Source organism: Bradyrhizobium jicamae (assembly GCF_001440395.1).
GTDB lineage: Bacteria > Pseudomonadota > Alphaproteobacteria > Rhizobiales > Xanthobacteraceae > Bradyrhizobium > Bradyrhizobium jicamae.
This window is the reverse complement of sequence record NZ_LLXZ01000156.1, coordinates 53,954-73,381: the sequence shown is the minus strand read 5'-3', so window position 1 is coordinate 73,381 and position 19,428 is coordinate 53,954. Positions and strand designations below refer to the sequence as shown.

Genomic DNA, 19,428 nt, shown 5'->3' with positions numbered 1-19,428 from the left:
CCGGCACCGCGCGGTGTACCGAACTCCGACGAGGGTTAATGGACGGAGTTAATCCGCGCTGAACAGCGCCGGCGGCAGATCAGCGGCTGAACAGCTTTCGGAACAGAAGCTGCGATTTCGGAAACGCGCCGTTGTCGATCTGTGTCGGCCATGCCCCGTCGACATCGAAGTACGCGGCGTAGGCAATCATGTCCTCGTTCTTCATGAACCAGTCGTGCATCTGCTGAATGAAGAACGGGTTGTCGCCGGCATTGCCGACGCCCCACTCGGGATAGCTCATGCGCTTGCCGTGCAACCGTGCGAACTCGCGGTGCCATTCGAGACCGAATGGCGCCTTGACGTAGAAGTTGTTCCAGCGCTCCTCCGGCGTGCCTTCATGCTTGAAGTCGTAGACGTCGAGACCGATGTAATCGACGACGTCGTCGCCGGGATAGCTCGCATCCGCCGGCATCTCCTGCGGTCCCCATCCCGGACACCAGTCGAACTTGAAGCTTGCGGAGTGACGGCGGAATATTTCCACGACGCGGCGGAACGCCTTGATGTAGTCGGCTTCATGCCCCTTCGCGAACCACGCCATCTCAGCCAGGTTCATTTCCCAGCCGAGCCGGATGATCGCCTTCGGATGCGCTTCCGAAATCGCCCGGGCCGCAGCTTCGAATTCGGCATCGTAAAGCCCTTCTGCGACGTCGGCGAGCGGCGTGCCTTTCATGGTCAGCGGGATCGACCAGACCACGTCGCGCGCCGGGTTAAGCTTCTTCCAGACGCCGGGAACCCAATTCAATCTGGAGAAATCCTCCCAGGTCGTCTTGCCGTAGAAGTCGACGCCCAGCACCGAGGATGGCTTCTGCTTCAGCCATTTTTCCCACGCCTGCAGCGTATGCTCGCGTCCGACCGGCCCCCAGTTGACAAAGGCGCCGGCGAATTTCGCGGGACTGGAAACGCCGCGCGAGGCGGCATTGCTGTCGACACGCGCCAACAACAGCACGGTCAGAACGAAGACCGCCAGCAACACCAGCAGCCGCTTCAGACCATTCCCCTTGCGCCGCCTTCGATCGATTCTTGGATCAGCTCGAAACATCGGCTGCCCTCGCGTTGCGCTCGGTGTTAGCGCACCTTGCGCAATGAGCCATTCGCGCCGTCGCAAAAGGAGACAGGCCGGACAAGCCAGCTGTCCCAAAAAGGACAGCTGGCTTGCGACCCCTGCTTGCAGAAAGAGATTCTCGAAAAAAATCCAAACAAAAGCTCATCGGCAATCCATTTGCCGACAAGGCCGGCGATCTCAGCAACCGGCTTTGCAATATCCGGTCCAGCGCGGACCAGACGCACCAACAGCACCGCCGCCATGGTTACTGCGGAACTGCAGCGGTACCCACATGTCGCAAATGCGGACATCGTGGAAAGAGCGAATGTGCCGAAAGTTCCCGATCTCGTCGCCTATCCGCAGCAGACGGCGGAAAACTCATCGATTAACCACGCTGACGCGCCGCAGGGCGTTCAGCGCGGGTTCGGCATCGATCTTGCTCCAATGGGCAGCGCGGGAGGTTTGCGCCTGACAGAGGCGAGCCTCCCGCAGATTTGTCGAGATGTGACGTGCCGTTAACCTTGGACCCATTGCCGAAGTAATGCTCAGTCAGACGTTCCATTACTCGGTCGCAAGCGTCGTATCAGCCGCCATCGGCTTGCTGAGCGCGGTCGTATTCACGCGCCTGCTCTCGCCGGACGAATATGGCGTTTATGTCGTAGGCCTCAGCACCGCGGGCATCGTCTCGGCGCTGCTGTTTACCTGGGTTCGCGTCTCCGCACTTCGTTTCCAGTCGGAAGGCGGCGCGGTCGACGTCAGGAAAACCATCTTTCTCGCCTATCTCATCTCCGCCCTTGCCGCGCCGATCGCGCTCCTTGTTGCCACGTTGACGACGTCGGTATCGCTGGAACGAAACATCGCCGCCATCTTCTTCGCGCTGGGGCTCGGCCTATTCGAACTCGGGCAGGAACTCTTGAAAGCGCGGCTGCAATCGCTTGCATTCATGACCGCATCGATCATCCGCGCCTGCCTGGCGTTCACGCTGTGCCTGGCCGCGGCACTGCTCGGCGGCGGCGGACTGTGCCAGCTTGCGATGGTGGCCATCACCTATTTCGCCACAACGACGTTGTTCGCGAGCACGATCCTGCGCTCGCCCGTCGCCGGGCCGAAGATTTCCGACCTGCGGACGTTTGCGTCCTTTGGCATTCCGATCACGCTGTCCGGCATCGTCTTTGCGATCCATGCCGCGCTCGACCGGATGCTGGTGTTCCATTTCATGGGCGACCACGCCGCCGGCCAGTACGGCGCTTCCGCCGATCTCGTCCGGCAGATCATTCTGATTCCCGCGGTGAGCATCGCATCCGCCACGATCCCGCTGGCGGTGCGCGCCTACGCCAACGGCGGTGACCGCGAAGCGCGGCCGCATCTGGAATTCAGCCTCGAAATTCTGCTGGCCGCCGTGCTGCCGGCGGTCGTCGGCGTAGCGCTGACGAGCGGCTATATCGCCGGCGTGATCCTCGGCAGCGAGTTTCGGGAGACCGCGGCGCAGATCATGCCGATCCTGGCATTTGCCTGGCTGTTCCAGTCCTTCTCCCAGTCCTACATTCACGCGAGCTTTCACCTCGCCAAGACGCCGTTCATGATGACGACGCAGAGCATCGCGATGCTGATCGCGAACCTCGCCGTCATGCCGGTCCTGCTTGCCCGGTTTGGCCTGGTCGGCGCCGCGGCAAGCCTCGTCATCGTCGAAGCCTTCGGTGCAGCGTTCGGCTGGTATCTGACGCGGAAGGCATTTCCGCTTCCCTTCAACGCGCCCCACGTCATGCGCATCGTTGCGGCGACGGCGATCATGGCTTTGGTGCTGACGTTCCTGAAACCGCTGCTTCCGATCGGCGTGCTCTCGTTTGGCGTGCTGGCCTTCACGGGCTGCGCCGTCTACGCCCTTGCCGCCTTCGCGTTCGACATCGCGGGCCTGCGTAAGGCCATGATCGCCTATGGCACGCAGCGCAATCTCTGGCCGGCCGCGGGCCAATCAAACCACGAAGGACACGTCCTCCCGGCCGCGTCCGTCAGTGCCCCGTCCACGGGACTACCCAGCATGTCGGCAAGAGAACCATGATGCGGCTCGCCAACAAAAATGCGGCCGTTGCAGCCGACAATCGACATGTGATCTGTCGAACCAATTCGGTGTCGCTGTCGAACTTCACCGACAGGCGCCGCGAGGCGACGCGCCCACCCGCGTTCCGGGGCGAGAATTTCGACCGCGACTTCGACAGCAACACACTGTTCTACGATGCGGTGCAGGTGAGCAAATCGCAGATCGCGTTGTTCGCGCCGCCGTTCTTCAACCTGGCGCGCGACGTCGCGACGACGACTTTCATCAGCGGCGCCGGGACCCGCAAGGCGCGGGCGAGGCATCTCGACCGCCACGCCCAATTGTGGCTGGACATCCCAGAGAATACCGGTCCGGTCCAGGCATTGGGCGAACTCGGGAGCTTTGCGTTCTCGGTGTCGCCGAACTGTTCGGAGATGTTCAGGGATTGCCGCGTCATCTTCACGATGTCGAAGGACAATCCGATCGAATGGATCCTCGACTGGGTGAGGTTCAATCGGGATATTCACGGCGCCGATGCCGTTCTCATTTATGACAACGGCTCCAGCGCCTACGACAGCGCGACCCTGAGCGCCGCGCTCCGGTCGGTGCCGGGCATCCGCTGCTCGGTCGTGATGGAATGGCCGTTCAAATACGGGCCGCAGGGCGCCAACAGCTGGGATCACTGGGATTCCGATTTCTGCCAGCTGGGCGCCTGGGAACACGCCAGGTGGCGCTTCCTGCAGCATGCCCGAAGCGCCATGAACTCCGACATCGACGAGCTGGTGCTGTCGAAGACGGGACAATCCGTGTTCGAAGCCGCCGAGAAGTCGTGGACCGGCCTCGTCCGATACCGCGGACGATGGATCATCGGCATCGACGACGGCGTCCGCGATGAGGCGCGCGCGCCGCAGCGCCATACCGACTTCTCGATCTTCATGCCGCAACAATACGAACGTTCAAGGTTCGTGATCCGGCGCGACGCCAACGCGTGCCTGCCGAAGTGGACCGTCGTCCCCGCCCGATGCCCCACCCATGCGCAATGGCATGTGCACTCGATCTTCTCCTGGTGGGCTTCGTATTTCTGCGCGAGCGATTTTTCGTTCCGGCACTTTCGCGAGATCGGCAGCAACTGGAAATATCAGCGCACCAACCGCGTGCCATTCGATCCGTCGGTTCACAAGGCGGATCGGGCATTGATGGACGCTTTCAAGCGCGTCGATTGGGAAAACTGAAATGAACAAGGCAACCTCCACGTCGGAATGGACGAAGTCGATGAACGAAGCGGTCACGATCGGACACGCGCAGGCGACAGCCACCAATGCGGAAGCCGCGCAGCACCCGCAGGCCCTGCTCGAGCTGGCGCATGGCGAGGCCCGACAGAGTCTGCTCACCGTTCACCGCATTCTGGAAGCGACGCTGCCGGAAGGCGAACTCTCGATCTACGAGGCCGGCGGCGGCTCGACCAGTTTCCTGCCGCTGAAGGTGCTGCACCGGGCCCACGTCACCGTGGTCGATATCGATGAAGACCAGATCCGCAACAACGACTATGCCCACAAGGCGATCCTCGGCGACATCCAGACCTATCGATTCAAGCCCAACAGTTTCGACCTCGTGATCTGCTACAACGTGATCGAGCACGTGCCCGATGTCGAAGCGGCGCTGCTGAACTTCTGCGAAGCGCTGAAGCCGAGCGGCATGATCCTGATCGGCGCGCCCAATCCGCGCTCGCTGTCCGGCGTCGTCACCAAATACTCGCCGCACTGGTTCCACGTCTGGTTCTACCGCCATGTCCGCGGCGACAAGAAAGCCGGCCTGCCCGGCCACGCGCCTTTCCCGACCCTGTTCCATCCGCTGGTCACGCTTCCCAATCTGGAAGCGTTCGCCGAGCAGCACGGCCTGCAGATGATCTATCGCAAGCAGTATGAGAGCCCGCGCTACCCCGAGATGCGCCTGCGTATGCCAGCGTTCGCTGCACCGGTCGATGTCGCCGCACGCGTGATGAACTTCTTCCTGCCCGGCCGCACCGACGTGCGGCATGGCGACTACCATGTAATCCTGCGGAAGCGCTGAGACGATGAACGCGATGTTGTCAAAGGCAAGGGCAAAGGTCCGCCACCGGCTGGCGATGCATCTGCGCGTCGATCTGTTCCGCATGCGCAACAGCACGCCGATGGTCGGGAGCGACCGTGCGTTCGACGAAACGCAAAGCAATAACGGCTGGTTAATTTTCCACGGCCACGACGTCACGGAACGGCCGAGCTCTTACGGGTGCTCGCCCGCTTTGCCCGCGCATGCGCTTGACGCGGCATCCCGGCGGAACATTCCGGCCCTGCCCCCTGGCGGAGGCGATGCAATGCGCCCGCGCTTAAACCCTTTGTTTGCCCTTTCAGTGGATAGTCCCTTGGTGAGTATGGTTAATTTTCCCTGTTGCGTTTGTTCAGCGCTTTTTTCCAGCGCACCCGGCGTAGCCCGAAGAGTAACCCCTCAGCCGATGCGTGCGGCAGTTCGAATGAAAGCTGGGGTCGATGTTTATCTATGACCAGCCGATAAAGCCTGACGCCAGGCCGGCCGCGGCAACCGCGTCGGCCGGCTTCAGCGTGCTCGATCTGACCCGGCTCCTGTGGCAACGGAAGGTCGCGATCGCATCGGCGGCGCTGATCTCCGCCTGCGTCGCGATTGCCGTCGGCAAGAGCCTGACGCCGAAATACACCGCCTCCGCCCAGCTCTACGTCGATCCCCGCGAATTGCAGCTCGTCGATCGCGAGTTGACGCCCCGCGCCCAGGATATGTCCGGCCTTGCAATGGTGGTGGAGAGCCAGGCGCGCGTCATCACCTCGAACAACGTGCTGCTGCAGGTAATCCGCGATACCAACCTGGAAAAGGATCCCGAATTCGGCGGCGGCGACGCCAAGGGTCTTGTTGGATCGCTGCTCGGCCTGATCGGGGTCGAGCTGCGGCCGACCGCCGAACAGCAGAAGCAGATTCAGATGAGCGCGCTGGAAGCGCTCACTCGCCACATCAACGTCAAGAAGACCGACCGCACCTTCATCGTCGACATCGACGTCTGGTCGCATGAGCCGGCCAAGGCGGCGATGCTCGCCAACGCGATTTCGAAGGCCTATCTCGCCGAATCCAAGCAGTCGCAAGCTGCCGCCGCGCGGCGCGCCACCAGCGATCTTTCCGGCCGGCTGAAGGAGTTGCAGGAGCGGCTTCGCAACGCCGAAAACACGCTCGCGGTCTACAAGGCGCAGAACAACTTCGTCGGCACCCAGGACACGCTGATCAGCGACCAGCAGCTCTCCGCCAGCAACCAGCGGCTCGCCGCCGCGCGCGCGCTGACGCTCGATGCGCAGGCCAAGTTCGATCAGATCCAGGCAAGCCGCAAGGCATCCTCCGATGTCGGCGCCATTCCGGAGGCGCTGCAATCGCCCACGATCGCCAATCTGCGTGCGCAACAGGCCGAAGCGCGCAAGCGCCAGGCCGAATTGCAGGCCGAACTCGGACCGCGACACCCGGCGTTGCGCCAGGTGGAACAACAGGTCCAGGATCTGCGCCGAACCATCAACGAGGAAGTCGAACGCTTCGCCCAGGCCGCGAGGAACGACCTGGTCCGCGCCCGCGACTATGAAGCTTCACTCAACAAGGCGCTGGAAACCCAGAAGAGCCAAAGCGTCCAGATGAGCCAGGCCTCGGTTCGCCTGCGCGAACTCGAACGCGACGTCGAGGCCAGCCGCGACGTCTATCAGTCGTTCCTGAAGCGCTCGCGCGAGACCGAGGAGCAGGAGAGCCTCAACACCTCGAACGCCCGCATCATCGGCGAAGCCACCGTGCCGCAGCGGCGCACCTTCCCGCCGGCGATGAGCCTGCTGGCGATGATCGGCTTCGTCCTTGGCGGGCTCGCCGCCGCCGGCTGGATCGTCGCCGTCAACCAGCTGATGCCGGGCATGGGCACGGGCCCGCTTCCGCGGCCGGAAGAAACACCGCCGGAAGCTCTGAAAGAATTCGCGGCGGCGGTGGCGAAGGGCGGCGAACCCCGCCCGCACACCGCCGTCAGCCTGATCGAAAAGCCGATGATCCTGGAGCTGCAGGAAGCCGACATGATTCGCACGCTCGGCGGCATCCTCGCAACTGACAGCATCGCCGACGTCACGCGGCTGGGCTGGCCGACGCTGCGCGCGGGCTTCCCGCTGATGACTGTGCTCAGCGCCATGCGCGAGATGCGCGGGGCGCTGACCAGACGCGCCAGCGAGCAAACCCTGCCGGTGATGGCCGTGATCGGCGCAGATGCAGACCAGGATCGCAGCATCGCCGCGCTGAACATCGCGCTCGCCGCCGCGCGTGACGGCGCCAAGGTGCTGTTGATCGACGCCGACCTCAAACAACGCACGCTGTCGGGCAAGGTGAGCCACCTCGCCAAGAGCGAGCCGAGCCGCTTTGGCTGGCTCGGCATCGGCGCCAAGGCTCCCCACCCGATTCCGACCGCCAACGGAATTTCCATCCTGCCGGTGCTCGCTGCCAGCGACGCCAAAGCCGGCGATGCCATCCGCAGGGCCGTTGCGCAGGCCCGTTCCGATCGTGACCATGCCCTTGTGATTCTCGACGGGCCGGCTCTGCCGTGGGGCCCGGCCGACCGCAAGCTGCTCGATATCGCCGATGGCCTCGTTGGGATTCTGCCTACGCATCTCGACATCAACGAACACATGGAAGACATCATCGCTGCGCTCGGCGGAGACGAACGCAAGATCGTCGGCGTCGTCCTCAGCGAAGTCAACCCGACGGTCAGCCAGCAGCGAGACAAGCAATATGCTTGATCGTCGCACAAATCCCGTCGGGCGAGCGGCCACGGACAGCATACCGCGCATCACGCTGGGCGGGTTGCGGCTCGCCGTGCTGGATCTCGAGCAGACCGCGAACTTCATGATCGACATGGTGTTCCCGCAACGCCAGGCCGATCGTCCGCTCTATCTGACCTCGGCCAATGGCGAGGTGCTGGCGCGCTGCTCGACCGAACCGATGACCGACCGGCTGTTCCGGGCTGCCGATCTGATCAATGCCGACGGCCAGCCGCTGGTGACGGTATCGCGGTTCAAATCGAGGACACCGCTGCCGGAGCGCGTCGCGACCACCGACCTGTTCCACGTCGTCGCCCGCAAGGCGCAGGCGGCCGGCCTGACCTTCTACTTGCTCGGGGCGGATGAGGCGGAGAACGCCGCCGCGGTCGCCAGCGTCCGCGAGCAATATCCCGATCTCAAGGTCGTCGGCCGCTGCCACGGCTATCTTCGCGGTGAGGCGTTGCGGGCCAAGGTCGCCGAGATCAATGCGCTGGCGCCGGACTACCTCTGGGTTTCGCTCGGCGTTCCCTATGAACAGGCCTTCGTCGAGGATTTCACGCCGGCCCTCACCAATGTCGGCGTCATCAAGACGTCGGGCGGGCTGTTCAATTTCCTGTCGGGCAGCCGCGTCCGCGCGCCGCGATGGATGCAGCAAGCCAGCCTCGAATGGGTCTGGCGCATCTGGCTGGAGCCGCGACGGCTGTTCTGGCGTTACTTGACCACCAATCCGCGCGCGCTCTATCTGTTGCTGAACAGGAGCCGATCGGCGGACATCGACGGGACACACAACCGATGAGCGACCGTCCAGCCATTCTCGTCACCGGCGGCGCCGGCTATATCGGCTCGCACTGCTGCAGGGCATTGGATGCGGCGGGCTACCTGCCCGTCACCTACGACAATCTTTCGACCGGCCATCGCAGCTTCGCCTCGGGCCCGCTCGTCGTCGGCGACATCGCCGACAAGGCGACGCTGGCGCGGACCTTTGCCGAGCATGACATCGTGGCGGTCATGCATTTTGCCGCGTCGAGCCTGGTCGGCGAATCCGTTTCCGACCCGCAGAAATACTACGCCAACAATCTCGCCGGCACGCTGTCGCTGCTCGCGACCATGCGAGAAGCCGGCTGCGACCGCCTGGTGTTTTCATCGACCGGCGCGGTCTATGGCAATGCCGACAGCCAGGCGCTGCGCGAGGACTATCCCTGCGTGCCGATCAATCCCTATGGCGCCTCGAAATGGATGATCGAGCGCGTGCTGGCGGATTATCGCTCAGCCTATGGCCTCGGCTCGTTCGCGCTGCGCTACTTCAACGCCGCGGGCGCCGATTCTGCCGGCGGCATCGGCGAGTTGCGCGACGTGGAGACACATCTGATTCCCCGCGCCATGATGGCGTTGCAGGGGCATGTACCTGATTTCGCCGTGTTCGGCGACGATTACGACACACCGGACGGAACGGCGATCCGCGACTACATCCACGTGACCGATCTGGCGGCCGCCCACGTGCTGGCGCTGAAGCTGCTCTTGGAAGGCCATTCCGGCGGCGCCTTCAATCTCGGCACCGGCAACGGGTTCTCGGTGCGCCAGATTCTCGCGGCGATTGCGGCGGAGACTGGCCGCGAAGTCCCGCACGTCGTCAAACCGCGGCGATCAGGCGACCCGACCTATCTGGTCGCCGATCCCTCCGCGGCTCGCGCGACGCTGAAGTTCAATCCCGTCCATTCGGATCTTGCGACGATCATTCGCACCGCCTGGGCCTGGCACAAGAAGGCGCACCCGTTGAAGACGGGTGCGCCTGGTTGATCCACAAGCCCGGCCATGACGATGCGCTTCAGCGCCGGTGTTATGCAATCGCTACGACCTACAGCGACTTGATCTGCACCTTGCGGAACTTGATCACGCCAGCGCCGTATTGCAGGGCGAACGGGCCGCCGGCATGTTTTGAGTCCTGGACATCGACGGTCTTCTGGCCGTTGAGCACGACGACGAGCTGAGGGCCCTTGGCGGTGATTTCGAACGTGTTCCATTTGCCGCCCGCCTTCGGCATCGGATCGACCTTGGCCACATCGACGATGGCGCCGGTGCCGTAGGTCGGATCGGGCCGCTTGTCGAAGATGTTGACCTCGTAGCAGATCTTGGCGTCGATCTTTCCCGACTGGTCGCAGCGAATGAAGATTCCGCTGTTGGCGTCATCGTCGGCCCAGAACTCGACCTTCATCTCGAAGTCCTTGTACGAGTTCTTGCTGACGAGATAGGAGGGATCCTTGCCCTCGGTGATCTTGTCCGCGACCAGCGCGCCGTCCTTCATCGCCCAATTGGCTTTTCCGACTTCGGTCCAGTCACCCATCTTGGTGCCGTCGACGAGCGTCACCCAGCCATCGCTCTGGCCGGACGCCACGCTGGAAAATTGAACGGCGGCCGCGCCCATCAACAGGCCGGCCGCAAGTATCGACAAACGCTTCATGAACGTAGCCCTCCCATGGCTGCTTTTGGTTGGGCGGCAACCTAGCATCACAATGTCGGGCGTAAATCCGTTTTTCATGCTGCAGTTGCGTTGTACGCGCCGCATCTCGCAAGCCGCCGGCCACGCATGCAGATGCACGCCTTGTGTCCGAAGAACAGGACCAGTTAGCGTGGGCAGGCAGCTCTGATCGAGCCGATCGAGGGAGAAATCCATGAAGCTGGCAAGACGGCCCTGGCGATACCTCACGACGCTGCTGGCGCTGACCGCGATGACCGGCATCGGCGCCGCGGCGGAACTCAATCCGGCCGCCGTCATCTACAAGCTGCCGGACCAGATCCCCTGGGGCCCTGTCAATCCGGCCGGCGCGCAGAGCGCCGTCGTGGTCGGCGATCCCTCAAAGCCCGGCTTCTACATGGTGTACAACAGATGGACCAAGGGCAATCATTTCAGCCGCCCGCACTTTCACCCCAACGATCGCTACATCGTCGTGCTGCAAGGCACGTGGTGGGTCGGCTCGGGGCCGAAATTCGACCCGGCCAACTCGACGCCGATGCCGGCCGGCAGTTTCGTCACGCATTTCGGCAAGCAGGTGCACTGGGACGGCGCCAAGGATGAGGACGCCGTGCTGCTGATCATGGGCGAGGATCCGGCGACCTCGACGGCGGCGGAAGAGAAATAGCCGCAGCAACCATTTCGACGACGGCGCGTTTCATGTTCCCAACAATCTTACGGATATGAAACATGGCTGTTACCGAACAGATCAAGGAACACATGGACGTCATCTCGTCGGACAAGAAGACGGTCGGCAAGGTCGACCACATGGAAGGAACCGACAAGATCAAGCTGACCAAGCAGAGTTCGCCCGATGGGCAGCACCACCACTTCATTCCGGTGTCATGGGTCGACCATGTCGATCAGCATGTCCACCTCAACAAGTCGGGCGCGGACGTGACCTCGCACTGGCAGCATGGCCGACAGTGACCGGCTGACACGCATTTGCGCGGCGTAAGGATACGGCTATCATCCGGCGTCAGGAGACAGGATGCATCCGGCGGCGCGACTACAATTCGAACGCATGATCGGCGAATACGCGCGGTGGCGGGCCGTTCCGGAAAAGGAACGGTCGCCCGCCCCGGCGTGGTGGTGGGGACCGGCAATGGCGTTGCGCAACGCGCCGCACCCCTTGCCGGCGGAATGGTGTGCCGAGCTCGGCCTGCGCGATGACGCGACGTATGCCGCCGGGGCCGAAGTCTTCCTCAAGGCGTTCGCGGGACAAAGCTCCCTGCCCTGGCCATACGACTTCCCCCGCAAGACTTGAAATTGCCGACGCAAAGGTCGTGCGCGAACTGCACCCGCAGCCGTCAGACGACAGTGCTTTCCAGCCCTGAGCCTGCTTCCGGCTGCAGCGGCGGCGAGGCGAGCCGCGGTTCGGCACGAAGCAGATCCGCCATCTGCTGTGCGGGCAGCGGCTTGGAGAACAGAAAACCCTGCATTTCGTCGCAGGCGTGATTGCGCAGGAAAGTCTCCTGCTCCACGGTCTCGACACCCTCGGCAATGACCGTCATGCCGAGTGCCTTGCCCATGCTGATGATCGCCTGCGTAATGGCCTGGTCTTCGGAATCGACCGGCAGGTCGCGCACGAAGGAGCGATCGATCTTGATCGTGTCGATCGGAAATTGCTTCATCAGCGACATCGACGAATAGCCGGTGCCGAAATCGTCGATTGCCAGGCGAATGCCGCGGCTCTGGATCGCGTCGAGTATCTTGATGGCGCGCGAGACGTTCCGCATCACCATGCTTTCGGTGACTTCGAGCTGCAGCAGCACCGGCGACATGCCGCTTGCCAGCAGCGCCTCGTCGACGTCGTGCAGCAGATTCGAATCGGCGAATTGCCGCGGCGACAGGTTGACGGCCATCGTCACCGGCCGCAGGCCGCGGCGCTGCCAGGCCATGTTCTGCGCGCAGGCTTCCGCGAGCACCCAGCGGCCGATCGGGACGATCAGCCCGGTTTCCTCGGCCAGCGGGATGAACTGCCCCGGCGAGACGGCGCCGAGTTCAGGATGAACCCAGCGCAACAGCGCCTCGACGCCGGTGATCTGGCCACTCGCCATGTCGATCTTCGGCTGATAATGCAGCGAGAACTGGTCACGCTCCAGCGCGCGGCGCAGGGCGCTCTCCAGCGTCAGGCGCTCGATCGACTGGGTCTTGATCTCCTTGGTGAAGAAGCGGAAGCCGTTCTTGCCGTCCTCCTTGGCGAGGTACATCGCCATGTCGGCATTCTTGGTCAGCGTCTGAATGTCGATGCCGTCGAACGGATACATCGCGATCCCGATCGAGGCGGTGGTGTGGCATTCGTGGCCGCTGAGCTGCAGCGGTTGGCTGAGCACGGAAAGCAGTTCGCTGCTGATCCGCTCCACCTCCTTACGCTCGGCCGCCTGCTCCAGAATGACCACGAACTCGTCGCCGCCGAGCCGCGCCACCACATCGCTCGAACGCAGCGCGCGGCGCAGCCTGCCGCCGATTTCCACCAGCAGCATGTCGCCGGCGTCGTGGCCCAGCGAATCGTTGATGACCTTGAACCTGTCGAGGTCGATGAACAGCAGCGCAAACTGCCGCTGGTAACGTGCAGCCGCATCGATCGCGCGGCGAAGCATGCCGTTGAACATTTCGCGGTTCGGCAGGTTGGTCAGGCTGTCGTGCGAGGCCAGATACTCGATCCGCTCGTCCGCGCGGGTCTTTTCATCCGCGCGATCGAAGTTCTCCAGCGCGAATGACACGTTGTCGACGAGCCGCTGTAGCAGCTCCGCGAACTCGGGCGTGAACGTATCCTTGTCCATCGACATGAAAGACATCACGCCGACGACCTGTCCTCGCACCAGCAGGGGAAATGAGGCGCCGGAGTTCGTGCCGTCATTGCGCGCGGTGCCGTGAAACGCCGTGGCGCGCGAATCAGCAAGGTAGTCGTTGATGATGCAGGCCTGGCGTGAACGTATCGCCGAACCACAGAGCCCACGCCCCTCCGGGCGCGCCTCGCTGGTCGATATCGTAGCCTGGCGCGCGCTTGAGGCGGTCGGACCGGCGGCAGCCACCACGTCGAGAAATTCGCTGTGGGGTTTTGTCAGCGCGATGGAGGTCAAGGTAAACTTGCCTCCTTTCGCCGCCGCTTCGCATACCAGTTCGAACAGTTCCGGCCGCGACGAGGCGCGAACGATCGCCTCGTTGGTCGCGCTCAGCGCCGCCAGCATGCGCGTCAGGCGCTCTTTCTGGATCTCGGTCCGCGCCTTGTCGTCGGCACGGTCGAAATTCTCCAGAGCGAACGATACATTGTCGGCCAGTCGCTGCAGCAACTCGGAAAATTCCGGGGTAAAAGTGTCCCTGTCCAGGGACATGTAAATCATGACGCCGACCGGCGCGCCGCGAACCAGCAGCGGAAAGGCGGCGCCTGACTGGGCGCCATAGGTGCCGACGACGGCCTGGAAAGCGGCGACGCGCTGATCGGTCACATAATCATTGGTGATGCAGGGACGCCTGGTTCGAAACGCCGTTCCGCTGAGTCCACGGCCCTCGGGGCGGTTTTCATCCACCGACAACCTGACATGCCGTGTCGTCTCGGCCGCCGGGCCCGAGGCAGCGACGATTCTGAGAAGGTCGCTGCCGGGTTCGGCCAGTGCAATGGTGGTGGAAGTAAACCTGCCGCCGCCCGCGGCGGCTTCGCAGACCAGATCGAACAGCTCGTCGCGGGATTTGGCCCGCATGATGGCTTCGTTGGTTGCGCTCAGCGAGGCGAACATCCGCGTCAGGCGCTCTTTCTGGCTTTCGGTCTTCGCCTTCTCGTCGGCCCTGTCGAAATTCTCCAGCGCGAACGACACATTCTCCGTGAGCCGTTGCAGCAGTTCGGCGAATTCGGGCGTGAACGTATTCTTCTCGGAGGAAATGAAGAACATAACGCCGGCCGGCTGGCCGGAAACCATCAGCGGGAACGCCGCGCCCGACATGGCGCCGTCGCTGTGAATGAACTGGTGAAAGGCCGACCCGCGCGGATCGGCACGCAGGTCGTTGGCGATGCAGGCCTGGCGGGAACGGAAGGCGTTGCCGCACAGCCCGCGCCCTTCCGGATGATCCGCGTTGGTCGAAACCCTCACCCGCCGCATGTTGGCGGCGGTCGGTCCCGCCACGGCGACCATGTCGGTATAGTCGCTGTCCGAACGGGCGAGAAGAATGCTGGTCGAATTGAACCGGCCGCCCTTTGCGGCAGCTTCGCATACCAGCTCGAATAGTTCCGTCCGCGACGTCGCGCGAACGATCGCTTCGTTGGTCGCGCTGAGCGCCGCCAGCATGCGCGCCAGCCGTTCCTTTTGTGCGTCGGCCCACGCCTTTGCGCTGGTCCGGTCGAAATTGTCCAGCGCAAACGAAACGTTCTCCGCGATCCGCGCCATCAGCGCGACGATCTCTTCGTCCTCCGCCCACAGCTTTCCGACAAAGAACAGCAGCACGCCGATGCTCTCGTCGGCCTTGATCAGGGGAACGGCGACGCAGGCGGTGACGCCGGTTTCGCGCGCGGCCTGGTGCCAGGGCTGTCCCTGCGTCGACTTGAGGATATTGTTGTTGACCGACGGCTGCTGGGTCCGGAAGGCCTTGCCGCAGACACCCGTTCCATACGGATTGCTCGCGTCGATCGAGAACGGCGCGCGCATGATCTGTTCGACAATGGCGCCGGTGCCTGCGACCGGCTTCAGCCAGATCGAGTCGGGCTGCGCCAGCAGGACCACCGTCGCGGCGGACTTTCCGCTGTGAACCGCGGCGTCGCAAACACGCTGGTAGAGTTCCTGTTCGGTCTTGGCGCGAAGAATGGCTTCGTTGGTCGCGCTGATGGCACCGAACATCCGGTTCAGACGCCGCATGGTGCGCTCGCCGTTCTTGCGCGCGTCCTCATGGTCGAAATTGTCGAGCGCGAACGAAATGTTCGCCGACACCCGCTCCAGCATCGCGACGAGCTGGCCGTCGATCGAGTGCGCCTCGCGCCGCGAAACCAGCAGCACACCGACGCTCTTGCCGTTGGAGAGCAGCGGCAGCGCAGCCGCCGCGCCCACCTGGTTGGCCTTGGCGCCGTCGCGCCAGGGGAGCGAGCGTGCGTCGTTCAGGAAATCATTGCTGACGCATACGCGCTGGTTGCGGAACGCGTCCCCGGAAACCCCGGATCCCTCGGGCGTACCGGCCACGACGGAAATGTCGATGCTGCGCAGGCGGGGAACGTCATCGCCGCAGCCGGCGGCGAAACGCAGAAGATTGGTTTCCTCTTCCAGCAAGAAAACTGCTACGGCCAGAAAGTCGCCGACCGAGAACGCGGCTTCGCAGACCTTCGCGTACAGTTCTTCGGGCGATTTGGCGTACAGAATCGCTTCGTTGGTCGCATTCAACGCCGCGAGCGTACGCGCGATATCGGTATTCACCGTCCCCAAGCTCCTGCCGGCAGCGCCGGGCTGCCCCCGCGGATTTTATGCGTGCAAGGGGCCTAAATGCTCGTTATTGGCGGTAGCCGTTGCTAATCACAGTAAATGTCAAACCAACGGCAATTGACGCCGCTCAGGATAACTACGGTACTTTCACGATTTGTAAGCCATACCGCCGGCGGGCATGGGGCCGAATTTCCTGGAATGGAAATCCCCGGCACGCCAGAGCCGTGTCCGCAGCATGGCTAACAGGATATTTCCACGCTTGCCCTGCCGCCCCCGCTTTGAGAGCATGCCGGCGTCAAGCAAGACCCGCCATTCGCGCGGGCGTCAAAGGGCGAGGAAATTGCCATGCCGATGGTCCAGGCCGACCGTCTCACGCGCATCGGCGCGGCGCTGCTCAAGGCTGCCGGGGCTTCGAATGAGGAAGCCGATGCGGTAGCGGTCGGCTGCGTCAACGCCAACCTCGCCGGCCATGACTCGCACGGCGTGATCGCGATCCCGACCTATATCGACCGCATCAAGGCGGGCCATATCGTGCCCGGCGCAAAATGGACCATCGTCCAGGAATCGCCGACCACGACCGTGATCGACGGCCATTGGGGGTTCGGCTTTCATGTCAACGCCAAGGCGATGGCGCTGACGATCGAGAAGGCGAAGACCGCCAACGTCGCCGCCTGCACGGTGTTCCGCCAGAGCCATGTCGGGCGGCTCGCCGCCTATCCCTTGATGGCGATGCGGGCGGGCATGATCGGCATTGCCGCCGCCGATTCCGGACGCTCACCGAAACATGTCGCGCCGTTCGGCGGACGTGAGGCAAGGCTCGGCACCAACCCGATCTCGATCGCGGTGCCGTCCGATCTCGACGCGCCGTTCTACCTGGACATGGCGACCTCGGCGGTCGCGGCCGGCAAGATTGCGCTGTCGGTCGCGCGCGGCGAACAGATCCCGCAGGGGTGGATCATCGACGCCGAGGGGCGGCACACCACCGATCCCACGCAATATCGCAAGGGCGGCGCGCTGCTGCCGCTCGGCGGCAGCGAGGGTTACAAGGGAAGCGGGCTCGCCGCGATGGTGGAAGTGCTGTGCGGCCTGCTCACCGGCCTGGGTTTTGGCGTCGAGCCGACCGGCCGGCACAATGACGGATGTTTCATGGCGGTGTTCAACGTCGCGGCCTTCCGCCCACTGAAGGATTTCGAGAAGGAAGTCGGCGAGTTCGCGCGCTACCTCAAATCGACGCCGCCATCGGAAGGCTCGCCCGGCGTGTTCTATCCCGGCGAGATCGAACATATCCGCGAGCAGCAGCGCAGGCGCGACGGCATCGAGGTCGAGGACACTACCTGGGACAGGCTGAAGGCGCTCGCCACCGATTACAAGCTCGCCGCCGAACTCGACCTGAAATGAAAACCAATCCCGCGCGCACCAGGAGAACGGCATGACACGGCAAATGGCGCTGGTGGGATTTTTGCAGGCGCAGAACTGCACCAACCTGCCGAGCTCGTGGCGCCACCCGGAATCGCGCGACGATTCGATGTCAGCCGATTACTACCAGGAGATCGCCCGGATTCTCGAAGCCGGCAAGTTCCACATGGCGTTCTTCGACGACCGCCTGGCGATGCCGGACCGCTACGGCAACGACCACGCCCACACCGTCGAATACGGCATCCGCTGCGTGAAGATGGACCCGTTGATCGTGCTGACCACGATGGGCATGGTCACCGAAAAGCTCGGGCTGGGATCGACCTGTTCGACCACCTATTACGAGCCGTTCGACGTCGCGCGCCGCTTCGCCACGCTCGATTTGATGTCGGGCGGACGCGCGGGCTGGAATGTCGTCACCTCGCTCAATGACGGCGAGGCGCAGAACATGGGCAAGGACGCGCACCTCGAACATGACTTCCGCTACGATCGCGCCGACGAATTCATGGAAGTCGTGCTCGGACATTGGGACACCTGGGAAGATGGCTCCTTGGTCATGGACAAGAAGAGCGGCCGCTTCGCCGATCCCGCCAAGGTGAAACGGCTCGACCACAAGGGGCAATTCTTCAAGTCGCGCGGTCCGTTCACCGTCCCCCGTTCGGCGCAGGGCCACCCCGTTATCATCCAGGCCGGCGCATCCGGCCGCGGCCAGCGCTTTGCCGGGCGATGGGGCGAGGTGATCTTCACGGCCGCGCGCAACGTCACCGCCGCCAAGGAAGGCTATGCGGCGGTGCGCAACGAAGCGGCAAAGGCCGGCCGCGACCCCGACCAGATGTTCCTCTGCAACCTCACCACGCCCGTCTGCGGCGCAACCAAGGCTGAGGCCGAGGACAAGATGGCTGTTATCAACAAGCTGCCGCTGGAAATCGATGCGCTGTCGCTGCTGGCGGAAGCGCTCAACTACGATTTCGCGTCAAAACCGCTCGACGAGCCGCTGACATCAGAAGAGCTCAAGAGCATGCAAGGTATCCTCGGCATTCGCGACGGCGTGCTCAAGGCATCGGGGAAGAGCAATCCCAGTGCGCGCGACTTCGTCACCTTCTCCGGCCGCGGCCAGGTCCATGACGCGATCGTCGGCGGCCCGAAGGAGATCGCGGACAAACTCGAAGAGATGTTCGTCGAGCGTGGCTGCGACGGCTTTGTCATCGCCGCCACCATCGTGCCCGGCTCCTATGCCGATTTCGTCAGGCACGTGGTGCCGGAATTGCAGCGCCGCGGGCTGTTTCACAGGGATTACGCCGGCAAGACGCTGCGCGAGAATCTCGGCCTGAAGCTTCCTGCCGCGGGCGCCTGGAAAGCCAGTCCGCGGGTTGCCGCCGAATAAGAAAAGGAAGAACCATGCGTTGGCTGAAATTCACCGCCGCCGGCAAGACATCCTGGGGAATCGTCGAGGGCGACAAGGTGATCGCCATCAATGGCGATCCGTTCGTCGAATGGCAGCGCGGAACACAGTCGCATGCGCTGAAGGACGTGAAGATCGAGCTGCCGCTGATTCCGCGCACCTTCTATTGCGTCGGCTTGAACTACCTCAAGCATCTCAAGGAAGCCGCCGACAAGGCCGGCACGGTGCCGAACGTGCCCGACAGGCCCGAGATCGGCTATCGCGCGCAGAACGCGTTGATCGCCCATGACGAGGACGTGGTGATCCCGGCGAGCGCGACCGAAAAGATCCACTATGAGGGCGAATTGGTGGTCGTCATCGGCAAGAAGGCAAAGCACCTCACCGAAGCCAACGCGATGGATTGCGTGTTCGGCTACACCATCGGCAACGACGTCAGCGAACGCACCTGGCAGAAGGCCGACCGCAGCCTGTGGCGCTCCAAGAACGCCGACACTTTCAAGCCGATGGGGCCGTGGATCGAGACCGATGTCGATCTCGACAAGATGGAAACCGTGATCCGCGTCAACGGCAAGGAGACCGGCCGCTTCCGCACCAACGACATGATTTTTGGGGTCGTGCCGTTCTTGGTCGAGCTCTCCAAATATTTCACGCTGTCGCCGGGCGACGTGATCTGGATGGGAACCGACGGCACCTCGCCTGACCTGAAAGCCGGCGACGTGGTCGAGATCGACCTCACCGGGATCGGAACGTT

The 19,428-nt window shown here is 63.4% G+C and carries 18 protein-coding genes; 14 read left to right on the top strand and 4 right to left on the bottom strand.

Features of this window, described 5'->3' with window-relative positions; translation table 11 throughout:
- Nucleotides 1-79: 79 nt before the first annotated feature.
- Together CQ12_RS25575 and CQ12_RS25570 are read right to left on the bottom strand one after the other, a co-directional pair.
- Nucleotides 80-1,078, bottom strand: coding sequence for a glycoside hydrolase family 26 protein (locus CQ12_RS25575; protein ID WP_057838055.1), 999 nt, complete (start codon nt 1,076-1,078; stop codon nt 80-82).
- Nucleotides 1,079-1,104: 26 nt separating this feature from the next.
- Nucleotides 1,105-1,344, bottom strand: coding sequence for a hypothetical protein (locus CQ12_RS25570; protein WP_057838054.1), 240 nt, complete (start codon nt 1,342-1,344; stop codon nt 1,105-1,107).
- Between CQ12_RS25570 and CQ12_RS45245 the strand changes: the two genes are divergently transcribed.
- Genes CQ12_RS45245 through galE form a run of 8 tightly spaced genes read left to right on the top strand, consistent with a single transcriptional unit; the run spans nt 1,343 to nt 9,745 of the window.
- Nucleotides 1,343-1,600, top strand: a complete 258-nt coding sequence (locus tag CQ12_RS45245) for a hypothetical protein (protein ID WP_198164262.1) — start codon at nt 1,343-1,345, stop codon at nt 1,598-1,600. The genes CQ12_RS25570 and CQ12_RS45245 overlap by 2 nt on opposite strands.
- A gap of 22 nt (nt 1,601-1,622) precedes the next feature.
- On the top strand, nt 1,623-3,140 hold the full coding sequence (locus CQ12_RS25565; RefSeq protein WP_057838053.1) for an oligosaccharide flippase family protein: 1,518 nt from the start codon (nt 1,623-1,625) through the stop codon (nt 3,138-3,140).
- A complete protein-coding gene (locus CQ12_RS25560) occupies nt 3,140-4,348 on the top strand; it encodes a hypothetical protein (protein WP_157088496.1) in 1,209 nt (402 codons plus the stop codon). Before CQ12_RS25565 ends, CQ12_RS25560 begins: the two co-directional genes overlap by 1 nt.
- A gap of 40 nt (nt 4,349-4,388) precedes the next feature.
- On the top strand, nt 4,389-5,186 hold the full coding sequence (locus CQ12_RS25555) for a class I SAM-dependent methyltransferase (protein WP_057838109.1): 798 nt from the start codon (nt 4,389-4,391) through the stop codon (nt 5,184-5,186).
- 4 nt (nt 5,187-5,190) lie between these two features.
- On the top strand, nt 5,191-5,655 hold the full coding sequence (locus tag CQ12_RS44200) for a hypothetical protein (RefSeq protein ID WP_157088495.1): 465 nt from the start codon (nt 5,191-5,193) through the stop codon (nt 5,653-5,655).
- On the top strand, nt 5,642-7,927 hold the full coding sequence (locus tag CQ12_RS25550) for a GumC family protein (protein WP_057838051.1): 2,286 nt from the start codon (nt 5,642-5,644) through the stop codon (nt 7,925-7,927). The genes CQ12_RS44200 and CQ12_RS25550 overlap by 14 nt, the downstream gene beginning before the upstream one ends.
- A complete protein-coding gene (locus CQ12_RS25545) occupies nt 7,920-8,744 on the top strand; it encodes a WecB/TagA/CpsF family glycosyltransferase (RefSeq protein WP_057838050.1) in 825 nt (274 codons plus the stop codon). The genes CQ12_RS25550 and CQ12_RS25545 overlap by 8 nt, the downstream gene beginning before the upstream one ends.
- A complete protein-coding gene (galE, locus tag CQ12_RS25540; protein WP_057838049.1) occupies nt 8,741-9,745 on the top strand; it encodes a UDP-glucose 4-epimerase GalE in 1,005 nt (334 codons plus the stop codon). The genes CQ12_RS25545 and galE overlap by 4 nt, the downstream gene beginning before the upstream one ends.
- A gap of 58 nt (nt 9,746-9,803) precedes the next feature.
- On the opposite strand, the gene CQ12_RS25535 is transcribed toward galE, so the two are convergent.
- Nucleotides 9,804-10,406, bottom strand: coding sequence for a 3-keto-disaccharide hydrolase (locus CQ12_RS25535; protein ID WP_057838048.1), 603 nt, complete (start codon nt 10,404-10,406; stop codon nt 9,804-9,806).
- Nucleotides 10,407-10,617: 211 nt separating this feature from the next.
- Here CQ12_RS25535 and CQ12_RS25530 point away from each other — a divergent pair, with 211 nt between their 5' ends.
- From CQ12_RS25530 to CQ12_RS25520, 3 genes are all read left to right on the top strand, one after another.
- Complete coding sequence (locus CQ12_RS25530) at nt 10,618-11,085, top strand: cupin domain-containing protein (RefSeq protein ID WP_063799814.1); 468 nt, start codon at nt 10,618-10,620, stop codon at nt 11,083-11,085.
- Nucleotides 11,086-11,147: 62 nt separating this feature from the next.
- Complete coding sequence (locus CQ12_RS25525) at nt 11,148-11,387, top strand: DUF2171 domain-containing protein (protein ID WP_057838047.1); 240 nt, start codon at nt 11,148-11,150, stop codon at nt 11,385-11,387.
- A gap of 61 nt (nt 11,388-11,448) precedes the next feature.
- A complete protein-coding gene (locus tag CQ12_RS25520) occupies nt 11,449-11,724 on the top strand; it encodes a hypothetical protein (RefSeq protein WP_245310135.1) in 276 nt (91 codons plus the stop codon).
- 43 nt (nt 11,725-11,767) lie between these two features.
- Here CQ12_RS25520 and CQ12_RS25515 read toward each other — a convergent pair whose 3' ends face one another.
- Nucleotides 11,768-15,856 carry a bifunctional diguanylate cyclase/phosphodiesterase gene (locus CQ12_RS25515; protein ID WP_057838107.1) on the bottom strand — a complete coding sequence of 1,363 codons (4,089 nt, stop codon included), beginning with the start codon at nt 15,854-15,856 and terminating at the stop codon, nt 11,768-11,770.
- Nucleotides 15,857-16,207: 351 nt separating this feature from the next.
- Here CQ12_RS25515 and CQ12_RS25510 point away from each other — a divergent pair, with 351 nt between their 5' ends.
- From CQ12_RS25510 to CQ12_RS25500, 3 genes are all read left to right on the top strand, one after another.
- Nucleotides 16,208-17,260, top strand: a complete 1,053-nt coding sequence (locus CQ12_RS25510; RefSeq protein WP_057838046.1) for an Ldh family oxidoreductase — start codon at nt 16,208-16,210, stop codon at nt 17,258-17,260.
- Between the two features lie 31 nt (nt 17,261-17,291).
- Nucleotides 17,292-18,659 (top strand): LLM class flavin-dependent oxidoreductase, encoded by a 1,368-nt coding sequence (locus CQ12_RS25505; RefSeq protein WP_057838045.1) that lies wholly within the window; start codon nt 17,292-17,294, stop codon nt 18,657-18,659.
- A gap of 14 nt (nt 18,660-18,673) precedes the next feature.
- A partial coding sequence (locus tag CQ12_RS25500) for a fumarylacetoacetate hydrolase family protein (protein ID WP_057838044.1) occupies nt 18,674-19,428 on the top strand: 755 nt, incomplete at its 3' end.